Origin of the sequence: Nostoc sp. WHI, assembly GCF_015714725.1 — a bacterium.
GTDB lineage: Bacteria > Cyanobacteriota > Cyanobacteriia > Cyanobacteriales > Nostocaceae > Nostoc.
The window spans coordinates 16654-37681 of record NZ_WBKM01000157.1; the positions used below are offsets into that span (position 1 = coordinate 16654).

The following is a 21028-nucleotide window of genomic DNA, read 5'->3' on the forward strand; positions in this document are numbered from 1 at the left end:
ATTGCTTCTCAACCTCCAACATGAATACCAGGTCGTCTCTGGGGATTCTTTTCAGCGCGCCGGAGTACTTCACGGGTAACTACAGCGATATCACCTTCACCAAACAAGATAAAACGCAGTAGGTATTGGATCGGGTTTCCCTCAGCCCAGCCAAAGTAAGCATGGGGAATTTTACCAGTTTGGTCACGAATATAAAGCAGTAAAGCTGCGATCGCATTTGGGACTGCTGCACTCTGGGCCCGGAGGATGCGATATTCACCAACTTGCACCCCTCTTACTGTCATAACTTCTGCAAATTCTGAGGCATCAGATATCATAATTTCTAAAAACAGAATTGGATCGGTGGGCGGAATATGGTTGTCTTCGCGCACCTCTTTCTCTTTTAAAAAATACTCCAGGGCATCGCCAGCACTAAACCGATTAGCAATCAGTCTGATCGCACCCTCGCTTTCTTCGGCAAGAAATTGGCGGGCATTTTCGTCAATTTCGATTCGGTCTACTCGCAGTTCGGTCGATCGCCAAACGCGAGAAATCAGCGAGGTAATAATGATTGCACTGATAAAAAATCCAGCAATTTTAATACCTTCGGGTCTTTCGATGATGTTTACAACAGTAGTATATATAAACAACAGCGTAATGATGCCAAAAGCAAGTCTTCCTCGAACGGCTCTTTGACGGTGGGCTGATAAGGCGACAGCAAAAGCACCTGAACTCATCAATACAAGTACACCAGTTGCGTAAGCCCCACCTTGAGCTTCCACATTTGCCCGAAAGATAATTGTGACAACAAAGGCGATCGCTGTATAGACCAACACTAGAGGTCGCGCCACTAGTGCCCAATTGGGTGCCATGCCATAGCGTGGCAGGTAGCGAGGCACAATATTGAGTAGCCCTGCCATTGCAGATGCACCTGCAAACCACAGAATGGAAATGGTACTTAAATCGTAAATTGTGCCGAAGCTATCGCCTAAATATAGATGTGTCAAATAAGCAAGGGCCCGTCCGTTGGCTTTGCCCCCAGATGCAAATTCTGCGGTAGGAATTAGTAAAGTGGTTATAAAGCTGCTGGTGAGCAAGAAGAAGCTCATGATCACAGCAGCAACAGTCAGTAGCTTGCGTGTATTCCGAATACGTCCCATAGGCATTTGAGGATTGTCGTTGCTACTACCTTGGACAAGGGGCATAACGGTTACACCAGTCTCAAAGCCTGATAATCCTAGTGCTAGCTTGGGAAATAACAAAATAGCTATGCCAAGTATCGTCAAAGGGTTAGAACTACGAGCAAAAAGTGCAGTCTGCCATTGAGCGATCGCTTCTGGGTGAATTAGGATTTGATAGAAACCAACGCCAATCACAATAAAGTTTAATAGTAGATAAACTGCAACCAAAAATACTGCAATCCCGATCGCTTCTCTAAAACCTCTGAGGAAAACCGCGCTCAGTAATGTAATTAAGATTAGGGTGATCGCGATCGCCTGATCGTGAAGTATGTGTGGAGTTAGCGGATTTTCGATAATATGAGCCGTGGCATCAGCAGCCGACAAAGTAATGGTGATGATGAAGTCGGTTGCTACAAAGCCGAGTAAGCACAGCACGAGTAATTTGCCTTGCCACCAAGAAAGCAAATGCTCAAGCATGGCAATGGAACCTTCGCCATGAGGACTTTTGGCAGCAATCCGCCCATAGATTGGCAATGCACCAAAGAGTGTCAGTAAAACTAGAATAAGGGTAGCTAGAGGAGAAAGAGCGCCAGCTGCCAATGCAGCAATACCAGGTTGATAGCCAAGGGTCGAGAAATAATCTACACCTGTCAAGCACATGACCTGCCACCACGGATGTTGGCGGTGCGGTTCTTCTTTGCGGTAGGGCCCTTCCTTCTCTCGTCGATCTTCTTCAAGCAACCAGTGGATAAACTGTCTGCTGAACGCTTTTGTTAAAAAAATTGGTTTAGCCATCAAATATAGTTGGATTGAAAAAATTGCTTTTGTGATTTAATAAAAATTTTGCCTTATTAAAGACACTAAAGCACTAAAGAAAAAAAAGTGGTCTATATTGCAATACAGTTCAGATAAGACCAAAACATTTGTAGAGACGGCGATTTATCGCGTCTTTCGATCTAGAATTTTCATCAAAAAACCTTAACCGAACTGTATTGAGTCGGGCAGTGCCTGCAATTGCTATTTGACCTCAGAATCCCCCGTTTAGAAAACGGGGGAGTATGTCAACAGGCTGATTACTAATTGCGCTGGTTGCGATCGCTTGCATTGATCTTCTTTATTTCATTACGTGCTTTGTATCCAGTGCCTTTACTCTTCTTGGGTGGCACTAACTCTAATCACAAATCTGTTAAAATTCTTGCCTTTTTTAGGATAAACTGTAGCACTGTTTCTTGAGAAGAAATAATGTCTGCTCTACCTTCCATACCAGATTGAATTGCACACTTGCGTAGCTTGCCCCCATAGCGATCACCAACAGTTAATACTAGGTTTTCTGGCTGGATAGTCACCTCATAATTAGCAATAGCGTTTTTATCCTTGCTTGGGGATGTTATTGTATCTGGAGAAACGGCACTCACTTTACCTTTGAGAGTCCCATATTCAGTATAGGAACAACCAGAAACTCGCAGTTGCACTTCTTGGCCCTTTTCTACCTTACGGATATCCTGAGATTCCACCAATGCCTTAATTATTAAAGGTGAATCATTAGGAGAAATTTGAGCGACAATATCACCCGATCGCAACACTTGCGAAGGATTACGCAGATTTAATTCCTGGATAATACCAGATGCAGAGGCACGAATCACTGTGTCTGCAATCTCTCGAATAATTTGTTTAAGTTCTTCTTGATCGCGGCTAAACTGCTTTTGGATTTCTACTTTTTGCTGGACTAATTGCTCTCGTTCTTGATTTAATTTTCCCAGGTTGACTTTACCTGTAGCGCTTTCGACAGCAATTTTTTCCTGAGAAATTGCCACATTAGCATCACTAGGATTAAGGCTAGGAAATGCCCCTTGTAGTCTAGCTGTGGCTGCTTCTACTGCTTGTTGTTGTTGTTGAATTGCTTGTTGTTGTTCTTCTACATTAGCTTTTTGTGATTCTAGGAGTTGTTTTTGTTGTTCAACAGCTAGCTGCACTTCTTGGAATTGATCCTGAGAAATCGATCCGGTTTGGACTAAGGGCTGATATCTGTCTCGCTTTGCCTTTGCTGCTTTTAAAGAAGCCCCACTAGACTTAAAATTCGCTATTGCTGATTTTAATTGTGTGTGAGTTTTTTGTAATTCTTTTTGAGCTTGCTTTACATTTGCTTTAGCTTCCCTGACTTGGGCAATTGAAGTGCTTTGCCTGTCTTGTATGTCGCGTTGACTGCGATTAAGTTCAGCTTTAGCTGAGACAATAATCCGACTGGTGCGATCGCTTTCTGCCACTATCTGCCCATCTAAAGCCAGAATTTGGGCATCAAGTTGAAACAATTGCAGTTCAGCTTGCCTCATATTCGTTTGCAGTTGGCTCTTTTGAGTCTGAAGACGGTTATCGTCTATCAGGGCAATCATATCTCCTTTTTTTACTGGCTGATTTACCTGTACGGCAATGCTTTTAATCGTTCCTTCTGTTGCTGCTTGTACTAGGCGCAGTTCTCCGGCAGGACGAATAGTTGCTGGGACTTTGACGGTAATTTTATATTTTAGGATACCTGCCAGGATAATAGTAGCACCAAAGATGGTAAGGAGAACTATTCCCCCGATTGTTGTCCAACGACTAATCGGGGGCAAAAATTCGTTTGGGGTGGCGGGGTGGAGAAAGTCTGGATTAGTCACTCCCTCAGCGTTGGGATGAGAAGCCATTTTTGAATTCAATGTTAAAGCATTTTTTCCAAGAACTGCTTGGCGCGATCGCACTTAGGATTGTGGAAAAATTCGTTAGGAGTAGTATCTTCTGCTAAACTTCCTTCATCAAGGAACATAATCCGATTGGCAACAACTCTTGCAAAGCCCATTTCATGAGTGACGATCGCCATTGTCATTCCAGATAGTGCTAAAGTTTTCATGACTTCCAGCACATCTTTAACCATCTCTGGATCTAGGGCTGATGTGGGTTCATCAAATAAAATCATTTCTGGTTCCATTGCTAATGCCCGAGCGATCGCTACTCGCTGCTTTTGTCCCCCGGATAGTTTAGATGGATAGACATCTGCTTTTGGCTCTAAACCTACCTTAGTAAGCAATTCTAAGCCCTGCTTTTGGGCTTTTTGCTTGTTTACTCCTTTCACCTTTATGGGTGCATAGGTGACATTTTCTAGCACTGTCATGTGGGGGAATAAATTAAAATGTTGAAATACCATTACCAAATGCTGGCGCACTTTAGCAATGTTAGTTTTAGGCTTGGTGATTTCTTGCTCGTGAAAGTAGATTCTGCCTCTAGTAGGTTGTTCTAGCAAGTTCATGCATCGCAGAAAGGTAGACTTACCTGAACCAGAAGGGCCGAGTATGGCAACTACTTCCCCCTGGTAAAACTCAGTGGAAATATCTTTGAGTACGTCGAGTTTGCCAAAAGATTTACACAAGAATTCCGTGCGAATTATTGCGCGCTCATTTAATCGGCGATCTCCTAACTCAGAGGTCGCAAAATTTTTCTCCCACCAGTCCAGCATTGCTTGTCACCTTTAACACCGAATTTCAATTACTGTACCGTATATGCGAACCGCTATAATTTACGTTACGAATAGACTATACTACCACTGATATCTTTCTGGTTTCATTCGCTCCCAGGCAAAATTCATTTTTACCCAAGCATCCCGCCAGTAACTTTTGAAACTATGTCCTCCGGCTCTGAGTGCACGATGATGACCAATCCAGACTAAAATCACTGGTACATAGTAAAGAATATACTGTATAAAATAAGTAAGCTTCCGTAACCATGCAGGGCGATTTCTGTGCAGAATTGCTAAACGCTCGTATTGAAAACGAATATGCTTTACTTCGTCCCTTAATATTTGTTGACACAACTGCTTTAGAACTGGGGAATTTGTTGCGTTTTTAATTGCTTTATAATAAACCAGTGCTAGAGTCTCAACCATGATGACCGGAGTTGTCCACATCTCCATCGTTGGGATTGCATAGCGTATTTTACGAAACAGCGTGTCGCCCCAGTTACGCTGCAACCGAGGGATTTGAGCAAGGTCAAGAAACCTTCCTAAGTCGCCTCCATGACGTTGTTCTTCTTTAATAAATAGTTCAATCGCATCAACATATTTAGGATCTTTGATGCGCTGTGCATAATTTTTACCAGCAGTCAGCAAGTGCAACCCATCCGATGTCTCACCCAATTGCCAAGCTGCTAAAGAATCTGCTATGGCATTTTGCTCATCCTTTGTAATTTCTGCACCACTTTCCCAAGGAATCTTTAATTGAAACTCAGCGTTGGTTTTGTAGTAGGTGTACCACTGATCAGATGTTGTGATTGAAGATAAGGTAGGTAACAGCTTATGAGGATTCATTAAAACTCAAAATGTGTGTAGCATTATGTTGTTTTAATGATTCCCAAAACTGACTGCAAACTTTTTAGACCATTTGAGTTAATGATTGTAACTCATCCTTGGGTAAAGACGCGATTCATCGCGTCTCTACAAATGGTTTATTTGTCGCATTCTTTGTTCAAATTGGTAATGCATATTTCCTGTCTCTACTTCTTTAAAAAATTTGTTCCAAGCGTTGGAAATCGCGTTGCACTTCATAGGAGAGACTTTTATTATGGGGGTCTGTCTTCAGGGCTTTTTTGAGATAAATCCTCGCTTTGAGCAGCTGGTTTTCGGAAATTAGCGCTCTTCCCCAAATTTGATAAGCGATCGCTAGCCATTGACGGACTTCTGCATCTGTTGACATCCGATCTGCTAAAGCTTCTGCCAGTGCGATCGCTTGAGGAAATCGTCTTTCTTGCAAAAATCGCTGTAATTGCTCATAAGTCTTCCACTTCAGCCGTTCTTCTATTTCCAATAGATTCGGCGGCTTCAGTGTGGCTGATTGTTGGCTTGTCACCGTTGTTACTGGTCGATGCGTTGCCTTTGCCTGATCAAGCCCAGATGTTGACATCTGATTTGAATGTGCAGCTGTTTCTTCTGGTAATACTACCGTCAGCAGAAGTTTGTAAGCCTCTGTCAAGGCGATAAACTTATCTTTGGCTTTGTTGTCATCTGGGTTGATATCGGGATGATATTGCTGCGCCAGTCGTCGGTAAGACGCTTTGATGTCAGCAAAAGAAGCTCCCGATCTTAAACCCAGTAAACGGTAACAATCTCCAAGATCCATCTTGAACTATCAGCTATCGAATATTTAGCTATCGGCTATCATCTGTCAGTATCAGCTTTAAGCCTGGACTACTAATGATAAAGGCTAATTTCCTATTTTAAAGTCCAATTTTGACAGTTTGTTTTGGGAAGGGAGTGGGGAGTGGGGAGTGGGGAGTTTTAGGAGTTAGAATTCTTCCCCTGCTTCCCCTACTCCCTATTCCCTACTCCCTACTCCCTACTCCCTACTCCCTACTCTGGTACTAATATAGAGGTTCGTTCTTCAATCACACGGTCAATTAAACCGTATTCTTTTGCCTCTTCGGCAGACATGAAAAAGTCGCGATCCATATCTTTTTCAATCTTGGCTATGGTCTGACCGGTTTTATCGGCATAAATTCCATTGAGCTCGTGACGAATCCGCAGAATCTCTCTAGCTTCAATTTCGATATCGCTTGCTTGTCCACGGGTGCCACCTGAAGGCTGGTGAATCATAATCCGTGAGTGAGGCAATGCTAGCCGTTTGCCCTTGGTGCCAGCTGCCAACAGGAAAGACCCCATTGAAGCAGCTAAACCCACGCAAATAGTTACTACATCTGATTTAATATGTTGCATGGTATCAAAAATAGCCATGCCAGATGTAACCATCCCACCAGGAGAATTGATGTATATGTAAATATCTTTACCTGGATCATCTGAGTCCAGATACAACATTACAGCGATAATTTGATTGGCAATTTCATCATCAATATCTCGCCCCAAGAAAATAATCCGTTCCCGGTAAAGGCGATCGTAGATGCTAATCCAATCTGTATATTGTCCTCCGGGCATCCGGTAAGGAACTTTAGGAACGCCTATAGGCATTTTCGTTCTCCATTATTAATAAACTGGGGATGATTCGGAGAGTTAGGAGTTAAAAGTTAGGAGTGAGGAGTTTTCAATAACTCATAACTCATAACTCATAACTCATAACTAAATTAAAGGACACCAGCAGGAAGTGGCGGATTGGCGAGTTCTTCTTTCTCAAAAACTCGGTCAATTAAACCATATTCCTTCGCTTGGTAAGGTGTTAGATATAACAGCCGATCCATATCTTTGATAATTTTTTCTGGAGGCTGTCCAGTAGTACGATGCAAGATATCAACCAGCGCGCCTTTATTTACCAAAACTTCCCTCGCCCGAATTTGAATATCCGTTGCTTGACCTTGGGCGTAGCTCTTCGGCTGATGCAGGATAATCGAGGAGTGAGGCAAACTAGCGCGGCAACCTTTTGTACCAGCACTGAGGAGCATCGCTGCCATACCCATCGCGGAACCGACGCAGATGGTGTGAATAGGAGGCTTGATATATTTCATGGTGTCAAAGATGGCGAAGGCTTCAGTTTCAAAGCCAATGGGTTCGCCACTATAACCGGAAGTGCCGGTGGAGTTTATGTAGATTTTAATTGGCTTTTCGGGGTCGTCGGACTGCAAAAACAGCAGTTCGGCCACGATCAATTCGGTGACAGCAGGCACCAGTGGCATCCCAATATAGACAATTCGCTCCTTCAACAATAGGGAAGGTAAATCTGGTGGCGGTGTCCGGTAGAAGTTATCGCCGTAATATGGGGCTTGAACAGCCTTGATTGGGGAAATGTCCATAGCAACTGATCGCTTGAAACTATGCCGTTAACTGTAATACATCCTAGCGCGATGCTAGCTTTCCTCAAGGTGCGGATTTCTCCCTAATGCTTAAAGTAGCTTCGCATCTGCCAATGCTTGGCTTCTAAGATATTCTGATTATATTAATGTATTTATGTTGGATAAGTTTTCCGTAGAGCTAAAGTAGTGCTTTGAAGTTATTTATTTAATATGTATGTATATCCTGAATAGGGACTTTGAGTTATGAAGGTTAGCTTGCAGCCTGCCTTGAATGATGGTAATTTGGACGCGAATCAACTGAACAGTCAACGTCAGTTGGGAATTTCGATTTCAGCGATCGCAGAAAACCAAGACCGCAATGTACCACTAAATTTATGTTTGATTCTCGATCATAGTGGTTCTATGAACGGGCGACCGCTAGAAACGGTCAAAAAAGCAGCGATTCGTCTGGTGGATAGACTCAAGAATGGCGATCGCCTCAGTGTTGTAGTTTTTGATCACCGTGCCAAAGTCTTAGTACCCAGTCAAAGTATCGAAGATCCAGAGAAAATCAAACAGCAAATTAACCGCCTAGCTGCCGATGGTGGAACTGCGATTGATGAAGGACTACGCTTAGGGATTGAGGAGTTGGCGAAGGGCAAAAAAGATACTGTTTCCCAAGCCTTCCTATTAACCGATGGCGAAAATGAACACGGTAATAATGATCGCTGTTTGAAGTTCGCACAATTGGCGGCTAGCTACAATTTGACTTTGAACACTTTGGGATTTGGTGACAATTGGAACCAAGATATTTTAGAAAAAATTGCTGATGCTGGTTTGGGTACTTTATCTTACATTCAAAAACCCGAACAGGCAGTGGATGAGTTTAATCGGCTGTTCAGCCGCATTCAAACAGTAGGATTGACTAATGCTTATCTGCTATTATCTCTAATGCCTAATGTTCGGCTAGCGGAACTCAAACCCATTGCCCAAGTTTCCCCAGACACAATCGAGTTACCACTGGAAAAAGAAGCTGATGGACGTTTCGCTGTGCGCTTGGGTGATTTAATGAAAGATGCGGAACGGGTGATTTTAGCTAATATTTATTTAGGACAATTGCCAACAGGTGAACAAGCGATCGCTAATGTCCAAGTCCGCTACGATGACCCAGCCGCTAACCAGGTAGGTTTATTTACACCGAATCTCCCAGTTTATGCTCGTGTAGTGAAAAATTACCAAGCAGACCCGAATCCCCAGGTGCAACAATCTATTTTAGCGTTAGCGAAGTATCGTCAAACCCAGCTAGCCGAGACAAAATTGCAACAAGGCGATCGCAGTGGTGCGGCGACAATGTTACAAACGGCTGCTAATACTGCCCTGCAAATGGGAGATAAAAGTGCGGCGACGGTGTTACAAACTTCTGCTACCCAGTTACAAGCTGGACAAGATTTATCTGAAAGCGATCGCAAGAAAACCAGGATTGTCTCTAAAACAGTTTTGCAAGATAATCCTCCGCAATGAAAGTTAAATTGCTATCGGCGTTAAATGATTCTAATGTTGATGTGGCTCAAACAAGTAGCCAACGTCAATTGGCAATGACGATTTTTGCTATCGCTGGTGAGTTTGACCAAAATCTCCCCCTTAACCTCTGCTTGATTCTCGATAAAAGTGGTTCCATGCATGGACAACCAATTAAAACGGTAATTCAGGCAGTGGAAAGATTAATTGATCGGTTGAAAGTAGGCGATCGCATTTCAGTTGTGGCTTTTTCCGGTTCTGCGGAAGTCATTATCCCCAACCAAGTCATCGAAGACCCCGAAAGCATCAAAGCTCAAATTAAAAGCAAACTCAGCGCTAGCGGCGGTACTGTCATCGCTGAGGGTTTGGAACTGGGAATTACAGAACTGATGAAGGGGACAAGAGGTGCTGTTTCCCAGGCGTTTTTGCTTACAGATGGACATGGTGAAAGCGGTTTGCGGATTTGGAAGTGGGATATTGGGACAGATGACAACAAACGCTGTCTTCAACTTGCACAAAAGGCTGCCAAGTTGAATCTAACTATCAACACTTTCGGATTTGGCAATAGTTGGAATCAGGATTTGCTAGAAAAAATTGCTGATGTCGGTGGTGGAACTTTAGCCCATATTGAGCGCCCTGAACAAGCTGTACATGAGTTTAGCCGCTTGTTTGGACGGATTCAATCTATTGGGCTAACTAATGCCTACTTGCTGTTATCTCTAGTGCCGAATGTCCGATTAGCAGAATTTAAACCCATTGCCCAAGTTGCCCCAGACACAATCGAGTTACCAATGGAATTAGAAGCTGATGGTAGCTTTGCTGTACGTTTGGGGGATTTGATGCAGGATGTAGAACGGGTAGTTTTGGCTAACATTTATTTGGGACAGTTGCCAGAAGGGAAACAAGCGATCGCACATCTGCAAATCCGTTATGATGATCCGCTAGTTAACGAACAAGGTTTACTTTCGCCCCTTGTACCAGTGTATGCAGACGTGGTACAGGCGTATCAACCAGCGTTAAATTCCCAGGTGCAACAATCTATTTTGGCATTAGCAAAGTATCGGCAAACTCAGTTAGCTGAGGTGAAATTGCAACAAGGCGATCGCACTGGTGCAGCTACAATGTTGCAAACGGCAGCTAAAACCGCTTTACAAATTGGAGATAAAGGTGCAGCAACAGTGTTGCAAACTTCCGCCACTCGCTTGCAAGCTGGCGAACAACTGTCGGATGCAGACCTCAAGAAAACTAGAATTGTATCAAAAACCGTTTTACAGGAATAGATAATTAATAAGTTTTATGAAAACTACTGATATATCTCATTACTTCAACAAAATCTCTAAATTCTACACCATAGAAAACATTGATGATATACTAAATTTCTTACGAAAGCATCCAAACTTGGTAGATGTATTACTCAAGGCTCACCTAGAAATCAGAAAGTATTTTCCATCCGAAAAGTTACGATTAAAGTTGTCTGTTGATCCTGAATCTCCTCAATGGGAGAAACTATTACTTTCTATCTATACCAGTCCAGAATCTAGCAATGAAGCTTTAAGTAAACTAGACGAGTTTGATCATAAATGGTGGATAGAAGCTTCATTAGGAGTTGCTGTAAATCTTTGTATCAATTTGGAATTTGAATGAAATTCGACTGGTCAAGTTATTTAAAGCTTGCACAAACTCTGTTTGATGAAGCAAGTAATTCCTTAAGTCAGACAAGTGATTCATCAATTAATGAAGCAAAGATACGCTCTTCTATTAGTAGAGCGTATTATTCAGCTTTTTGTCTAGTTAGAAACTACTTACGTGATATTGAAAAATACAGTAATTTAAAGACTGATAAGATTGGTATCCATGAATACGTAATTAAAGAGCTAGAAAGTAGTAAAAATGCAGATAGAAGATATTTAGGACAATGTTTATCTCGTCTACGTGGATTGAGAAATGAAGTTGACTATGAAGATTATATAGCTTCTAATCTTCTTATTCCTAAGGCAAAGAAAACTTTGAACGATGCTAATAAGGTTATTGAATATTAAATAAATTAACTAATAGTCAAAAACCATAAAAGCTTTTATTAAAAAATAACTGCATATTATTTATGAAAATTACTGGTATTCATCATATTGCTATTATTTGTTCTGATAGTCTCCCTAGAGAGTGAGGCATAATGAACGAAGTTGAAACCCTCGCAGAACTACTTATTGATTAACAACTACCGAAGAGTTTGACTTATGCTGATCCAGAAGATTCTCCAAGAATTGCAAGACATCCCTGATGCCCTTCTTGGACTAAGGCGATCGCTTCTCGCTTAGAGGATGTTTGAAAAGTCATCCAACGTATGTTTGACTACTCTAGCTATCGAGAAGTTGAACGAGAGAATGAGGGTTGTGGAACTTGCGATCGCTTCTCTGAGTTGCATTTAAGGCTCAAGCTGACACTTTTCAAACAACCTCTTAAAGTTGGCTTGTTGGATTAGCTGAGAAAGCTCTTGGTTGTCGCGTATATTTGCTTCTAGCATATAATTTGCTGTTTTGAAGTCAGTTATAGTTCTATGTTGTTACGCGATCGCCTATTTCCTTGTTCTTAAGTTATCAGCAAAACCTCTAGCAGTTACATAATTGAAGCGATCGCCTAACGCTTTACGACTCACAGTGCGATCGCCTTTAGGAGATGGATATTGATGCGATCGCTCAAACAAATCAGTTTATCTAGCTTATGGGGCATATTTTTGTAAGAACTCGCTTGGAGTGAAACATTCAAATTCTTCAGTTTGCTCGACAAGTGCGCGAATTAGTTTGTAATTTCTGGATACAAAACATTTTGCTTTTCCTTGCTTGGCAGTCAGGTAAACACCTGCATCTTCACGGGGAATTATGCCAGCATCAGCGATCGCTTGAATATCTTGGTCTTCTACAAATATGAAATCTACTTTCAATTGCTGCCAAAGTCTTGTTAACAGACCACTTGACCAGTCTTTGTTTTGCAAGCGTTTACCAACTCGTAAGATTTGATCGATAAGTTCTTGAGAGAAGATAACTCTAGTTTGCTCATCGCTATTTTCATCACTTACTAGCAAGGATAAAATTTTGCTTTCATCGCTGGCTAAATCAAGCGCTCCCAGAATGTAGATATTTGTATCGAGAAATATTGATTTGGGCAAACTAAACTTTGATTTCACCGTCATTTAGCCTTTGCTCTCTTTCTGTTGATATTTCTTGTTTTACATCCTGAATAAGTTCCATAATTTTGTCGGTCGAGTCATAGCCATATTTGGTAAAAAGTTGATGCGACATAGTTGCAAATGCTTCGTTTGATAGCTGTTCTCGGCGATCGCTAATCCCTATCAAATGTTGAAACATTTCTAAACTTAACAGCACTGCTTTTGGTTGCCCTTCTTGGACTAAGGCGATCGCTTCTCGCTTAGAGTTGGCTTGTTGGATTAGCTGAGAAAGCTCTTGGTTGTCGCGTATATTTGCTTCTAGCATATAATTTGCTGTTTTGAAGTCAGTTATAATTCTATGTTACGCGATCGCCTATTTCCTTGTTCTTAAGTTATCAGCAAAACCTCTAGCAGTTACATAATTGAAGCGATCGCCTAAAAATCACGACTCACAGGACTAGCGATCGCTTGTGGAGGAAAAATAGATAGATGCGATCGCCTAGAAATCACGATTCACATTAATTGCGATCGCTTGTGGAGGAAAAATAGATAGATGCGATCGCCTAGAAATTACGACTCACAGAAATAGCGATCGCCCTCAGTAAATATTTAATAGATAGATAATTGAAGCTATCGCCTAAAAACCACGACTCACAGAAATAGCGATCGCATACTACAAAACCTTTAGCAGATAGATAATTGAGGCGATCGCGTTTAAATTAGAGTTAAAATCTATAGTAATTTATGGTTAACGCCAAAATTACAATGTAATTGAGTAGGAACCGTATAATGGCACTGACCTTTCAAAAGCTAGAGCTAGGAAGAAGCTTAAACGTTTTTCCAGATCAGGCTCCTAACACGGGTTATCTAAGCCCCGATAATTGGGATGATTACGGTTATAAAACCTTATTTCTCCTCACAATCTTTGATGAGCAAGGTAATAAGCAGACTATAGGTAATATTAAAATAGGCTTTGTTGGTCAAAATGGGGGATGGACTCAAGAGCGAATTCCAGAGCAATTTGATGCGTTGTCTGTAGATTTTTATTCTCTTGGTGAGGATGCTGATTATTATCAAAATATAATAAAAATATTGTCGCCAGAAATGGCGGCTAATTTGCTAGACGCTCTCGGCGATGTCGTACACGATCCTAATCGACTTCAGGTCGCCAAAACCCAGAGTGCTTTTAATACTTCTCTACTTAGGTATGTAAACCCCACGACTATTGAAAATCAATTCAGAAGGATTTTGCGCTATGGAGCCCCACTCACCGAGTACAAATTCTTTTATGAGAAGGCTGCTAACGAACGTTATTCTGGAATAAAGGTCGAATTTGCTGTTGAGCCAAATACCAAACCTTCTTCCAATATCCATATATTAATTGGTCGTAATGGCGTGGGGAAAACAACTCTTCTAAATAATATGGTAGATGCGCTTCTTCCTGATAGAGGTGCTGTGGAAGAAACTGGATATTTTGCGAAACCATCTCAATCGTTTGAAACTAAATCACTCAACGATGATTATTTTGCTGGTGTTGTTTCTGTTTCCTTTAGCGCTTTTGATCCTTTTACTCCTCCCAATGATCAGACCAATGCGAATATTGGAATGCGCTATTACTATGTAGGGCTGAAAAAGCGTGTTTCTCAACAAGAAGATCAGAATCTTTGGGGACTAAAAAATAAGGTTGATTTATGCCAAGACTTCATAAAGAGTTTAAAGATATGTTTTGTGTTAACAGCGAAGAAAGCCCGTTGGATAAATGCGGTTAAGACGTTAGAGTCAGATTTTAATTTTGCTGAGATGGATTTGCGTGAACTTAATAACGTATATGCGGCAGATCAATCCGACAATCAACAGACGTTTTCTGAAAAAGCAACAGCACTTTTCCAACGAATGAGTTCAGGTCACGCCATTGTACTTTTAACCGTTACAAAACTGGTTGAAACGGTCGAAGAAAAAACTTTAGTCCTGCTTGATGAACCCGAAAGCCATCTTCATCCACCATTATTATCAGCATTCACGCGAGCGTTATCTGATTTGCTGGTTAATCGTAATGGTGTAGCGATCATCGCAACCCATTCGCCAGTGGTGTTACAAGAAGTGCCTAAATCTTGCGTTTCGATACTACGAAGAACTAGGCTCATTGCAAATGTTGATAGACCAGAAAGTGAGACATTTGCAGAAAATGTGGGGATTTTAACGCGAGAGGTTTTCGGATTAGAAGTTTCCAAATCTGGATTTCACAACTTATTGGAGAACTCTGTCGCTGAAGGTAAGAGCTACGAAGAAGTAGAACAAGAATATCAGCATCAACTTGGTTTTGAGGGGAAAACTATTTTACGTTCGATGATAATGATTAGAGATTCGCAATTGGGAGCTATCGAATGAGGGCTTTAGCTACACCAAATGACGATCCTCAAGAAGTATATCAAAAATGCATCAATAGCATTACAGATGAAGATTTACGCACACGCCTCAATCTGGTAACTAACGAGATTGTGGTTGCAGCAACCAATTACAAGCAAAAAGTAAAGGCTAAACAGCTTTATTCCATTCCACCAAATAACTGCGAGGATGATAAAAACGCTTTAGGCACAGTGACTAAAAAGGAGCTGAAAGATGTTTATAGCTCACATATGGTAGGAAGATCAAAACCAGCAAGAGCGATCTATGACTCATTGTTATCACAGTCTCCTTTAGGTAAATGTCCATTTTGTGGTTTTGGTCAAGCTTCTACTTTAGATCATTACTTGCCTAAAGCTAAATATCCTCAATTCTCGGTTCTCCCGTTTAATTTAGTACCATCCTGTAAAGATTGTAATACAGGTAAAAGCACGGCAATTGCAACTACAGCAGAAGGGCAAAGCCTACATCCTTATTTTGATCATCAGAACTTTATTGATGATCAATGGCTCTATGCGGAGGTAATACAAACGACACCTGCATTTATTCGCTTTTCTGTTAAAGCTCCAGATCACTGGGATGATGTATCTAAAATACGAGTTCAGTCGCACTTTAAAGCATTTAAGTTGGCTTCACGATATTCATTGGAAGCAGGTAATCAACTAGCTTGCCTGAGATATTCATTAGTCCATTCTCATCAGTTATGGGGACTAGATGGCATAAGAAAACAGTTAACTATAGAAGCCCAATCTTATTCTCGTCTGCATAGTAATTCTTGGCAAACGGCTATGTTCCAAGCTCTTGTAGCAAGTGATTGGTATTGTAATGGTGGCTTTCAATTATAGATGGTTGGCTTGGTTTTTAAGTTTTAATAGGTTCTAGGCGATCGCAAAAAGAAATAATTGTTTAGCGATCACCTTTAGAAGATAGATTGTTAATGAGATCGCCTAAAAATTACGACTCACAGGAATAGCGATCGCCTTTAAAAGATAGATTGTTGATGCGATCACATACCGCAAAGCCTTTAGCAGATAGATAATTGAGGCGATCGCCTAAAAATCACGACTCACAGAAATAGCGATCGCCTAACTTCTCAAATCGCCAATATAAGCCCCAATTTGTTTAAGTCCCTGCAAAACTTGGATACGTTCTGATGTATTTTCAAGTAACCGATAAGTATGGGATCTAGTATATTGAGGGACATTTTGGTGGCGATCGCATTTCAAAAACAATACTTCTCTTCCGTTTGTAACCATTGCATAACAACTTGACTGTAAGTTGGGAGCGCTCAACAAATAAGTAAGTGCTTGGGGAATTCCCGCCGTAACGTCTAGTCTTGCAGGTTTTGACTCGATTACCAAAATCCAAAAACTATCTTGAATCACCAAAATATCAATCCTGCCTTGAACTGCAATAGCATTAGCTTCGTCTGCAACTTCGATATTGGTACTTACTTCTGCTTTTACCAAAAAAGGAAACTGATAGAAACCTGCTAAATCTAGCAATGGTGATATAACTATAAGCTTAACAATTTCTTCGAGAGGTGGTTCTTCTTGACTGAGATAGGTATAGTTTCGAGTGAGGCGATCTAGTCCTTGTAGTTCCGCTTCGGTTAGAGTCGGCGCATTATTTAACCATTCATCAAAAAAGCGATCGCTAGAGTCTAGTCTCAAGCCAAAAGTTTGACGGAGAGCGCCAAGGGTAAGGCTACTAGCATTTGTAATCACGGTTAAATTCTTGTAGTAATTACATGAAGTTTAAAAGTCTAGACATTTGATCTAGGCTCCAATACCTAATATACGATATATATAAGAGCAAAAGAGCGATAGCCTAAAAATCACGATTCACAGTAATAGCGATCGCTCAAGTAGGACGATGCAAAAATTAAGGCTTGCTGAATATCTTTATCTGGAGTCCCTATGAAAGCAATTAAAGTTATGGCAACCATTGATGAGCATGGACAACTTACTTTAGATCATCCTTTAATGACTGATAAGAACAGTCGTGTTGAAGTAATTGTCCTGATCGCAGAAGCAGCAGAAATTGATGAAGATGAGCCATCTAAAGAAGTGATTGTAGAAGATTTTCGTCAAGCTTGGCATGAAGCTATGACCGGACAAACGATTCCCGTGGCTCAACTTTGGGCAGTACTTGAAGATGTCTGAGCAACCGTTTATTCAAGTTGAAACCGCGCCAACGTTCAACCGGAATTTACGCACCCTCGCCAAGAAATATCGGAGTATTCGTAATGATATACAACCCGTAATTGAACAACTTGAACGGGGAGAGTTACCTGGAGATCAAATATCTAAGATTGGTTATGCAGTTTTTAAGCTGCGAGTCCGAAATAGCGATGTTCAAAAAGGTAAAAGTGGTGGCTACCGTCTGATTTATTACATTAAAACAGCAATGGGGATTATTCTGCTCACTATTTATACTAAATCTGAACAAGCTGATATGGCAGCAGATGACATTAGGAGCATTATTACTGAGTATGAACAAAGTGCAGTTGAAGACCAATAAATTTTATAAGCAAATTTCTAATTAAGATCATTTAGGCATTGTAGCGGTTCCCAAATGGGTAAGGTATGGAAAGAAATAATTAACCACAAATAAACGATACACCAAAATAAATGTGTGAATTACTTAAATAAACAAGTAAATAAGCCAATTTAGTAAGTTAAAGCTCATTTGACTTGCGGAAAATACCAAAATGAGTAAGCAAAATGCCAATTTAGTAAGTCAAACCTCATTTTGCTTAAGTCAAAGCTCATTTGACTTGCGGAAAACACCAAAATAAGTAAGCAAACTGGGGTTTGAATAAGTCAAAGCTCATTTGACTTGCGGAAAACACCAAAATGAGTAAGCAAATTGGAGTTTGAGTAAGTCAAAGCTCATTTTGCTTAAGTCAAAGGTCATTTTGCTTATTGAATATGAAGTTTTAATAAAGCAATCTGCCTTTTTGCTGATTAAATATAAATTTGAATTACCCAAAAATCTTGAAAAACCTCACCCTGGTTCTGCTACGCAAAACCTGTCCCTCTCCTTACTAAGGAGAGGGAAAGATTTACCCTTGGGTAAAGCTAGGGTGAGGTTTTTAAGACTCAAAGCCTCTCTCCATGTAGGAGAGAGGCTTTGAGAGAGGTTAAAAGTGTACTAAGCCAAAGCGAGAACCACTATATAGAAGGTTCAGCAGAAGGTTCAGCTAAGGAAGATTCAGCTAAGGAAGGTTCAGCTAACAAAGAAGGTGCAGTTAACAAAGCTGGGGCTATCAAAGATTGGTCTAATATAGGTTGGGTTATTGTCGGCTGACTGAACAATTTAGCTACGCTGTTAGCCATTAGTTTACCTACTTGAATTTCGGTATCTTTTGCGGGATCTAGAGCAAAAGTACCTTCAGGGGTAGTGAAAACATTACGCATAACTTTACCGTCTGCCATTACAGCTGTTGTACCCTCTGCGGTTGTAGTTAGTTTACTTGTTGTGATTGGTATCTCAACTATTGCAGAAGATGGGAGATGAACCCCGCCGAAAACACGGCTTGCGGCATTGTCCTCTATTGCTTCGGAAATGGTGTTGAACGTCTCAGCCACACCTGGTAAGTCTTGTGAAGGGACTGTGAAAGGTGTGTTGTCCCCGAAGAAGTTTATCAATACTTGACCTGCTGCGGAACCAAATGCAGCGTGTCCTGAGTTGTAGTCTGGGAACGGTGGGGTTAAGGGAGTATTAAAGAAGGTTTCAGGCTGATGATACGATATCAGTGGCAGCCAGTTCACATCACGCCTTACTCCTGGTGCCACATCGAGGGGATTGGTTTGGCGGATTGCAGCAATTGGTCGCAATTGATTGTAAAAATACTTAGAATCCCACGTCAGAATCCCCACATCAGCTTGTGCAACGGTCAACTGAGCAAACAAGAGGGCGTTCTGAGATAGATTATTGCCCCTATTCAAAGAGATTTGTTGTGCATACTGGTTCCACTGACCAGGTGGTCTGAAGGTGTTTGGACGATCAAGTGCCCAGAAGATAGCATCTTGTGTATTGCCAGAAGTGCGGAAAATTGTAGTAACGCTAGTGTTGGTGAAAGCCCCTACTTGGCGAACAAGATTCTCTTCGTCTACGAACTCTGGGCTAGCAAATGGAACAGGGCCAGTCAGTCCGAACTGTATCAAGCGAGCTTGAGGATTTGCTGGGTCGCGATCGGGTACATTAGGTGAAAAGGGAAGAACTGATCCCCACGCTGGGTTTAATGCAGGTGTAAAATCGGGGAAAGTTGGTCGCCATCCGCCTAGTGTATTTGCTGTGAAAGGTACCTGCGCCTGAGCTGAACCATCGCTGTTCCGCAAGGCTAGTATTATCCGAGCAACTTCTCTTCCTATAGACCTACCGTTGCTCTTAGCGGTACTGTTAGGTATTGCTGCCAAAGAAGTTGATAGCTGTCGGTTGAGTAGAGCTTTTACAGCTATTTTAGCTGCTTGAACTTGTTGCGTATCTCCTACTTTTGCAGTTGTGAATAGATTGAGTAGCGTTGTATATGCTGCTTGCACAGCTGCTGCTGGTGCTGACGCACCGCCCGCAATCCGAGGATCAGAGGGACTGATTCTTACAGCATAAGCCTGACCAATCTGGTTAATTGCGTTTACAGCATCATAAACTGCCAACTGAACGATCGCCTGATTGCGTGAACCTAGTGTGGGCGGAGTTCCACCTCTAGCTGTCAGAACGCCATTTGCATCACGGGCAATTCCTGTAACCAAGATGGAATTCAGAAGCGTTGCATTCCAAACAATTACAGCGTCACCAGCATTAACTATCCGATTGACTAATTTACCGTTTTTAGTCGCTTGGGGAATGGTGGTGTTAACCTCAGCAATCAGGTGGTAAGCTCCAGGTGCTACAACACTTGGACTACGGAAAGCAGGAGTAGTAAAGTCTACGGTAACAGTTTGGGATGCACCAGGAGCCAAGCTAACACTTGGAAGGCTTCGAGTTCCGAGTAACTCATCTGTGCCCACCAAAGGGGAATTTGATGTAGTACCCGAAATTGATACTTGAGTGATGACTCTAGGGGTACTGAGGGGGTTTTTATCGAGAACTGCGTCCGGGGACGCATATATATTGAGATTTAAAACTCCTTGAAAAGCTGCCGTACCGCGATTAGTAACAACCAGGTTAAATCGCCCCTGTTTAACTGCTTCACCTAATAGTGTAGGTCTCTGAAAGTTAGTGTTAGTAAATCTGATTTGGATATCTGGTGTTGACGTGGTTATCTGAGCATGAGCTGCTGGGATAACTGCTGTACCAATTACAGATGCAGCTACTACGCTCTTGATGGAGAACGAAAGCAACTGAAAGATGGTATTTACTTGAGAATTTGCCATGAGTTTGTTCTTGCAGAAGAAAGGATGTTTTTTGGGATGAATGGTTGTGTTGCAGTAGTGAATCGAGAACAGAGTAATTTACTCAATCCTTGCTATAACTAGCCCTTTGAAGGTGAGCATATTTAATATCAAAGTTTTGATTCTATTTCAGCTACAAGGTAGAATAGAACCAAAATTTTAGGCATTAAACTCCAAATTTTTGCTCTGTAAATTAAGCGATGCCTACGCATTTGCCAATTTGAGTTAATGACATTACTTTTTCACGGTGGAAACTTTGGACTTCAGAGACTATTGATAAACCAGATATGTCTTTTAAAGGGCTACTTACTATAAGTTACACATTGACAAAAAATATAGTTGGTCAATGTGTAAGTCATAAGTTGCTATGCGGTAATTCTAAAAACTTGAAGCAGGAACTCTACTTGAGCTTTGCTTTTCTTGACTTTGTTTTCCGTTTTCAATCATTATACTAATAAAAGTAGGTTGTAAAAATTAAATTTAGGTAAACAAAATTTTAAAATATTAATGTTTGGTTAATAAAAAATTATCTGCAAAAAAATAAAACGAGTATTTTTTCAAAGTTAAGTGATTTAATGAGTAATATTTTCTTAACCTGTAGATTACCTAAAATTAACCTGATCCATGCCTTGATGTAACCTATCCTT

General features: G+C 41.2%; 21 protein-coding genes. 9 read left to right on the plus strand and 12 right to left on the minus strand.

What is annotated here, in order from left to right:
* Positions 1–8: 8 nt before the first annotated feature.
* From F8S12_RS16640 to F8S12_RS16670, 7 genes are all read right to left on the minus strand, one after another.
* Positions 9–1955 carry an amino acid transporter gene (locus F8S12_RS16640; protein ID WP_196517256.1) on the minus strand — a complete coding sequence of 649 codons (1947 nt, stop codon included), beginning with the start codon at positions 1953–1955 and terminating at the stop codon, positions 9–11.
* Positions 1956–2335: 380 nt separating this feature from the next.
* The gene (locus tag F8S12_RS16645; RefSeq protein ID WP_196517257.1) at positions 2336–3841 is read right to left on the minus strand and encodes an HlyD family secretion protein; all 1506 of its coding nucleotides are present in this window, start codon (positions 3839–3841) and stop codon (positions 2336–2338) included.
* Between the two features lie 14 nt (positions 3842–3855).
* Positions 3856–4647, minus strand: a complete 792-nt coding sequence (locus F8S12_RS16650) for an IS4/Tn5 family transposase DNA-binding protein (RefSeq protein WP_230968060.1) — start codon at positions 4645–4647, stop codon at positions 3856–3858.
* An 81-nt stretch (positions 4648–4728) separates the two neighbouring features.
* The gene (locus tag F8S12_RS16655; protein ID WP_196517258.1) at positions 4729–5493 is read right to left on the minus strand and encodes a ferritin-like domain-containing protein; all 765 of its coding nucleotides are present in this window, start codon (positions 5491–5493) and stop codon (positions 4729–4731) included.
* 193 nt (positions 5494–5686) lie between these two features.
* Positions 5687–6301, minus strand: coding sequence for a J domain-containing protein (locus tag F8S12_RS16660; RefSeq protein WP_196517259.1), 615 nt, complete (start codon positions 6299–6301; stop codon positions 5687–5689).
* A 230-nt stretch (positions 6302–6531) separates the two neighbouring features.
* Positions 6532–7143 (minus strand): ATP-dependent Clp protease proteolytic subunit, encoded by a 612-nt coding sequence (locus F8S12_RS16665; RefSeq protein ID WP_196517260.1) that lies wholly within the window; start codon positions 7141–7143, stop codon positions 6532–6534.
* A gap of 113 nt (positions 7144–7256) precedes the next feature.
* A complete protein-coding gene (locus F8S12_RS16670; RefSeq protein WP_196517261.1) occupies positions 7257–7919 on the minus strand; it encodes an ATP-dependent Clp protease proteolytic subunit in 663 nt (220 codons plus the stop codon).
* Between the two features lie 243 nt (positions 7920–8162).
* On the opposite strand from F8S12_RS16670, the gene F8S12_RS16675 reads away from it, so the two are divergent.
* From F8S12_RS16675 to F8S12_RS16695, 5 genes are all read left to right on the plus strand, one after another.
* Positions 8163–9419 carry a vWA domain-containing protein gene (locus F8S12_RS16675; protein WP_196517262.1) on the plus strand — a complete coding sequence of 419 codons (1257 nt, stop codon included), beginning with the start codon at positions 8163–8165 and terminating at the stop codon, positions 9417–9419.
* Positions 9416–10696, plus strand: a complete 1281-nt coding sequence (locus F8S12_RS16680; protein WP_196517263.1) for a vWA domain-containing protein — start codon at positions 9416–9418, stop codon at positions 10694–10696. The genes F8S12_RS16675 and F8S12_RS16680 overlap by 4 nt, the downstream gene beginning before the upstream one ends.
* 16 nt (positions 10697–10712) lie before the next feature.
* Positions 10713–11060 carry a hypothetical protein gene (locus tag F8S12_RS16685; RefSeq protein ID WP_196517264.1) on the plus strand — a complete coding sequence of 116 codons (348 nt, stop codon included), beginning with the start codon at positions 10713–10715 and terminating at the stop codon, positions 11058–11060.
* Complete coding sequence (locus tag F8S12_RS16690) at positions 11057–11455, plus strand: HEPN domain-containing protein (protein ID WP_196517265.1); 399 nt, start codon at positions 11057–11059, stop codon at positions 11453–11455. Before F8S12_RS16685 ends, F8S12_RS16690 begins: the two co-directional genes overlap by 4 nt.
* Before the next feature lie 302 nt (positions 11456–11757).
* Positions 11758–11895, plus strand: a complete 138-nt coding sequence (locus tag F8S12_RS16695; protein WP_196517266.1) for a hypothetical protein — start codon at positions 11758–11760, stop codon at positions 11893–11895.
* A 93-nt stretch (positions 11896–11988) separates the two neighbouring features.
* Here F8S12_RS16695 and F8S12_RS41655 read toward each other — a convergent pair whose 3' ends face one another.
* The 3 genes from F8S12_RS41655 to F8S12_RS16705 are packed head-to-tail and all read right to left on the minus strand — an operon-like array spanning position 11989 to position 12904.
* Positions 11989–12117 (minus strand): hypothetical protein, encoded by a 129-nt coding sequence (locus F8S12_RS41655; protein ID WP_269144826.1) that lies wholly within the window; start codon positions 12115–12117, stop codon positions 11989–11991.
* Between the two features lie 15 nt (positions 12118–12132).
* The gene (locus F8S12_RS16700; RefSeq protein WP_181931243.1) at positions 12133–12603 is read right to left on the minus strand and encodes a hypothetical protein; all 471 of its coding nucleotides are present in this window, start codon (positions 12601–12603) and stop codon (positions 12133–12135) included.
* Positions 12581–12904, minus strand: a complete 324-nt coding sequence (locus F8S12_RS16705) for a type II toxin-antitoxin system Phd/YefM family antitoxin (protein ID WP_181931244.1) — start codon at positions 12902–12904, stop codon at positions 12581–12583. The genes F8S12_RS16700 and F8S12_RS16705 overlap by 23 nt, the downstream gene beginning before the upstream one ends.
* Positions 12905–13368: 464 nt before the next feature.
* Between F8S12_RS16705 and F8S12_RS16710 the strand changes: the two genes are divergently transcribed.
* On the plus strand, positions 13369–14967 hold the full coding sequence (locus F8S12_RS16710) for an AAA family ATPase (protein WP_196517267.1): 1599 nt from the start codon (positions 13369–13371) through the stop codon (positions 14965–14967).
* Positions 14964–15827: an HNH endonuclease gene (locus F8S12_RS16715; RefSeq protein ID WP_196517268.1), complete on the plus strand. Its 864-nt coding sequence runs from the start codon at positions 14964–14966 to the stop codon at positions 15825–15827. Before F8S12_RS16710 ends, F8S12_RS16715 begins: the two co-directional genes overlap by 4 nt.
* Positions 15828–16067: 240 nt before the next feature.
* Here the strand turns inward: F8S12_RS16715 and F8S12_RS16720 are convergent, their stop codons facing one another.
* Entirely contained in the window at positions 16068–16709 is a 642-nt protein-coding gene (locus tag F8S12_RS16720) for a restriction endonuclease subunit R (protein ID WP_196517269.1), read from the minus strand.
* 192 nt (positions 16710–16901) lie between these two features.
* Between F8S12_RS16720 and F8S12_RS16725 the strand changes: the two genes are divergently transcribed.
* On the plus strand, positions 16902–17147 hold the full coding sequence (locus F8S12_RS16725; protein WP_196517270.1) for a type II toxin-antitoxin system RelN family antitoxin: 246 nt from the start codon (positions 16902–16904) through the stop codon (positions 17145–17147).
* Positions 17140–17505 (plus strand): type II toxin-antitoxin system RelE family toxin, encoded by a 366-nt coding sequence (locus F8S12_RS16730; RefSeq protein ID WP_196517271.1) that lies wholly within the window; start codon positions 17140–17142, stop codon positions 17503–17505. The genes F8S12_RS16725 and F8S12_RS16730 overlap by 8 nt, the downstream gene beginning before the upstream one ends.
* Before the next feature lie 653 nt (positions 17506–18158).
* Here the strand turns inward: F8S12_RS16730 and F8S12_RS16735 are convergent.
* Positions 18159–20363, minus strand: a complete 2205-nt coding sequence (locus F8S12_RS16735) for a vanadium-dependent haloperoxidase (RefSeq protein WP_196517272.1) — start codon at positions 20361–20363, stop codon at positions 18159–18161.
* Positions 20364–21028: the final 665 nt, after the last annotated feature.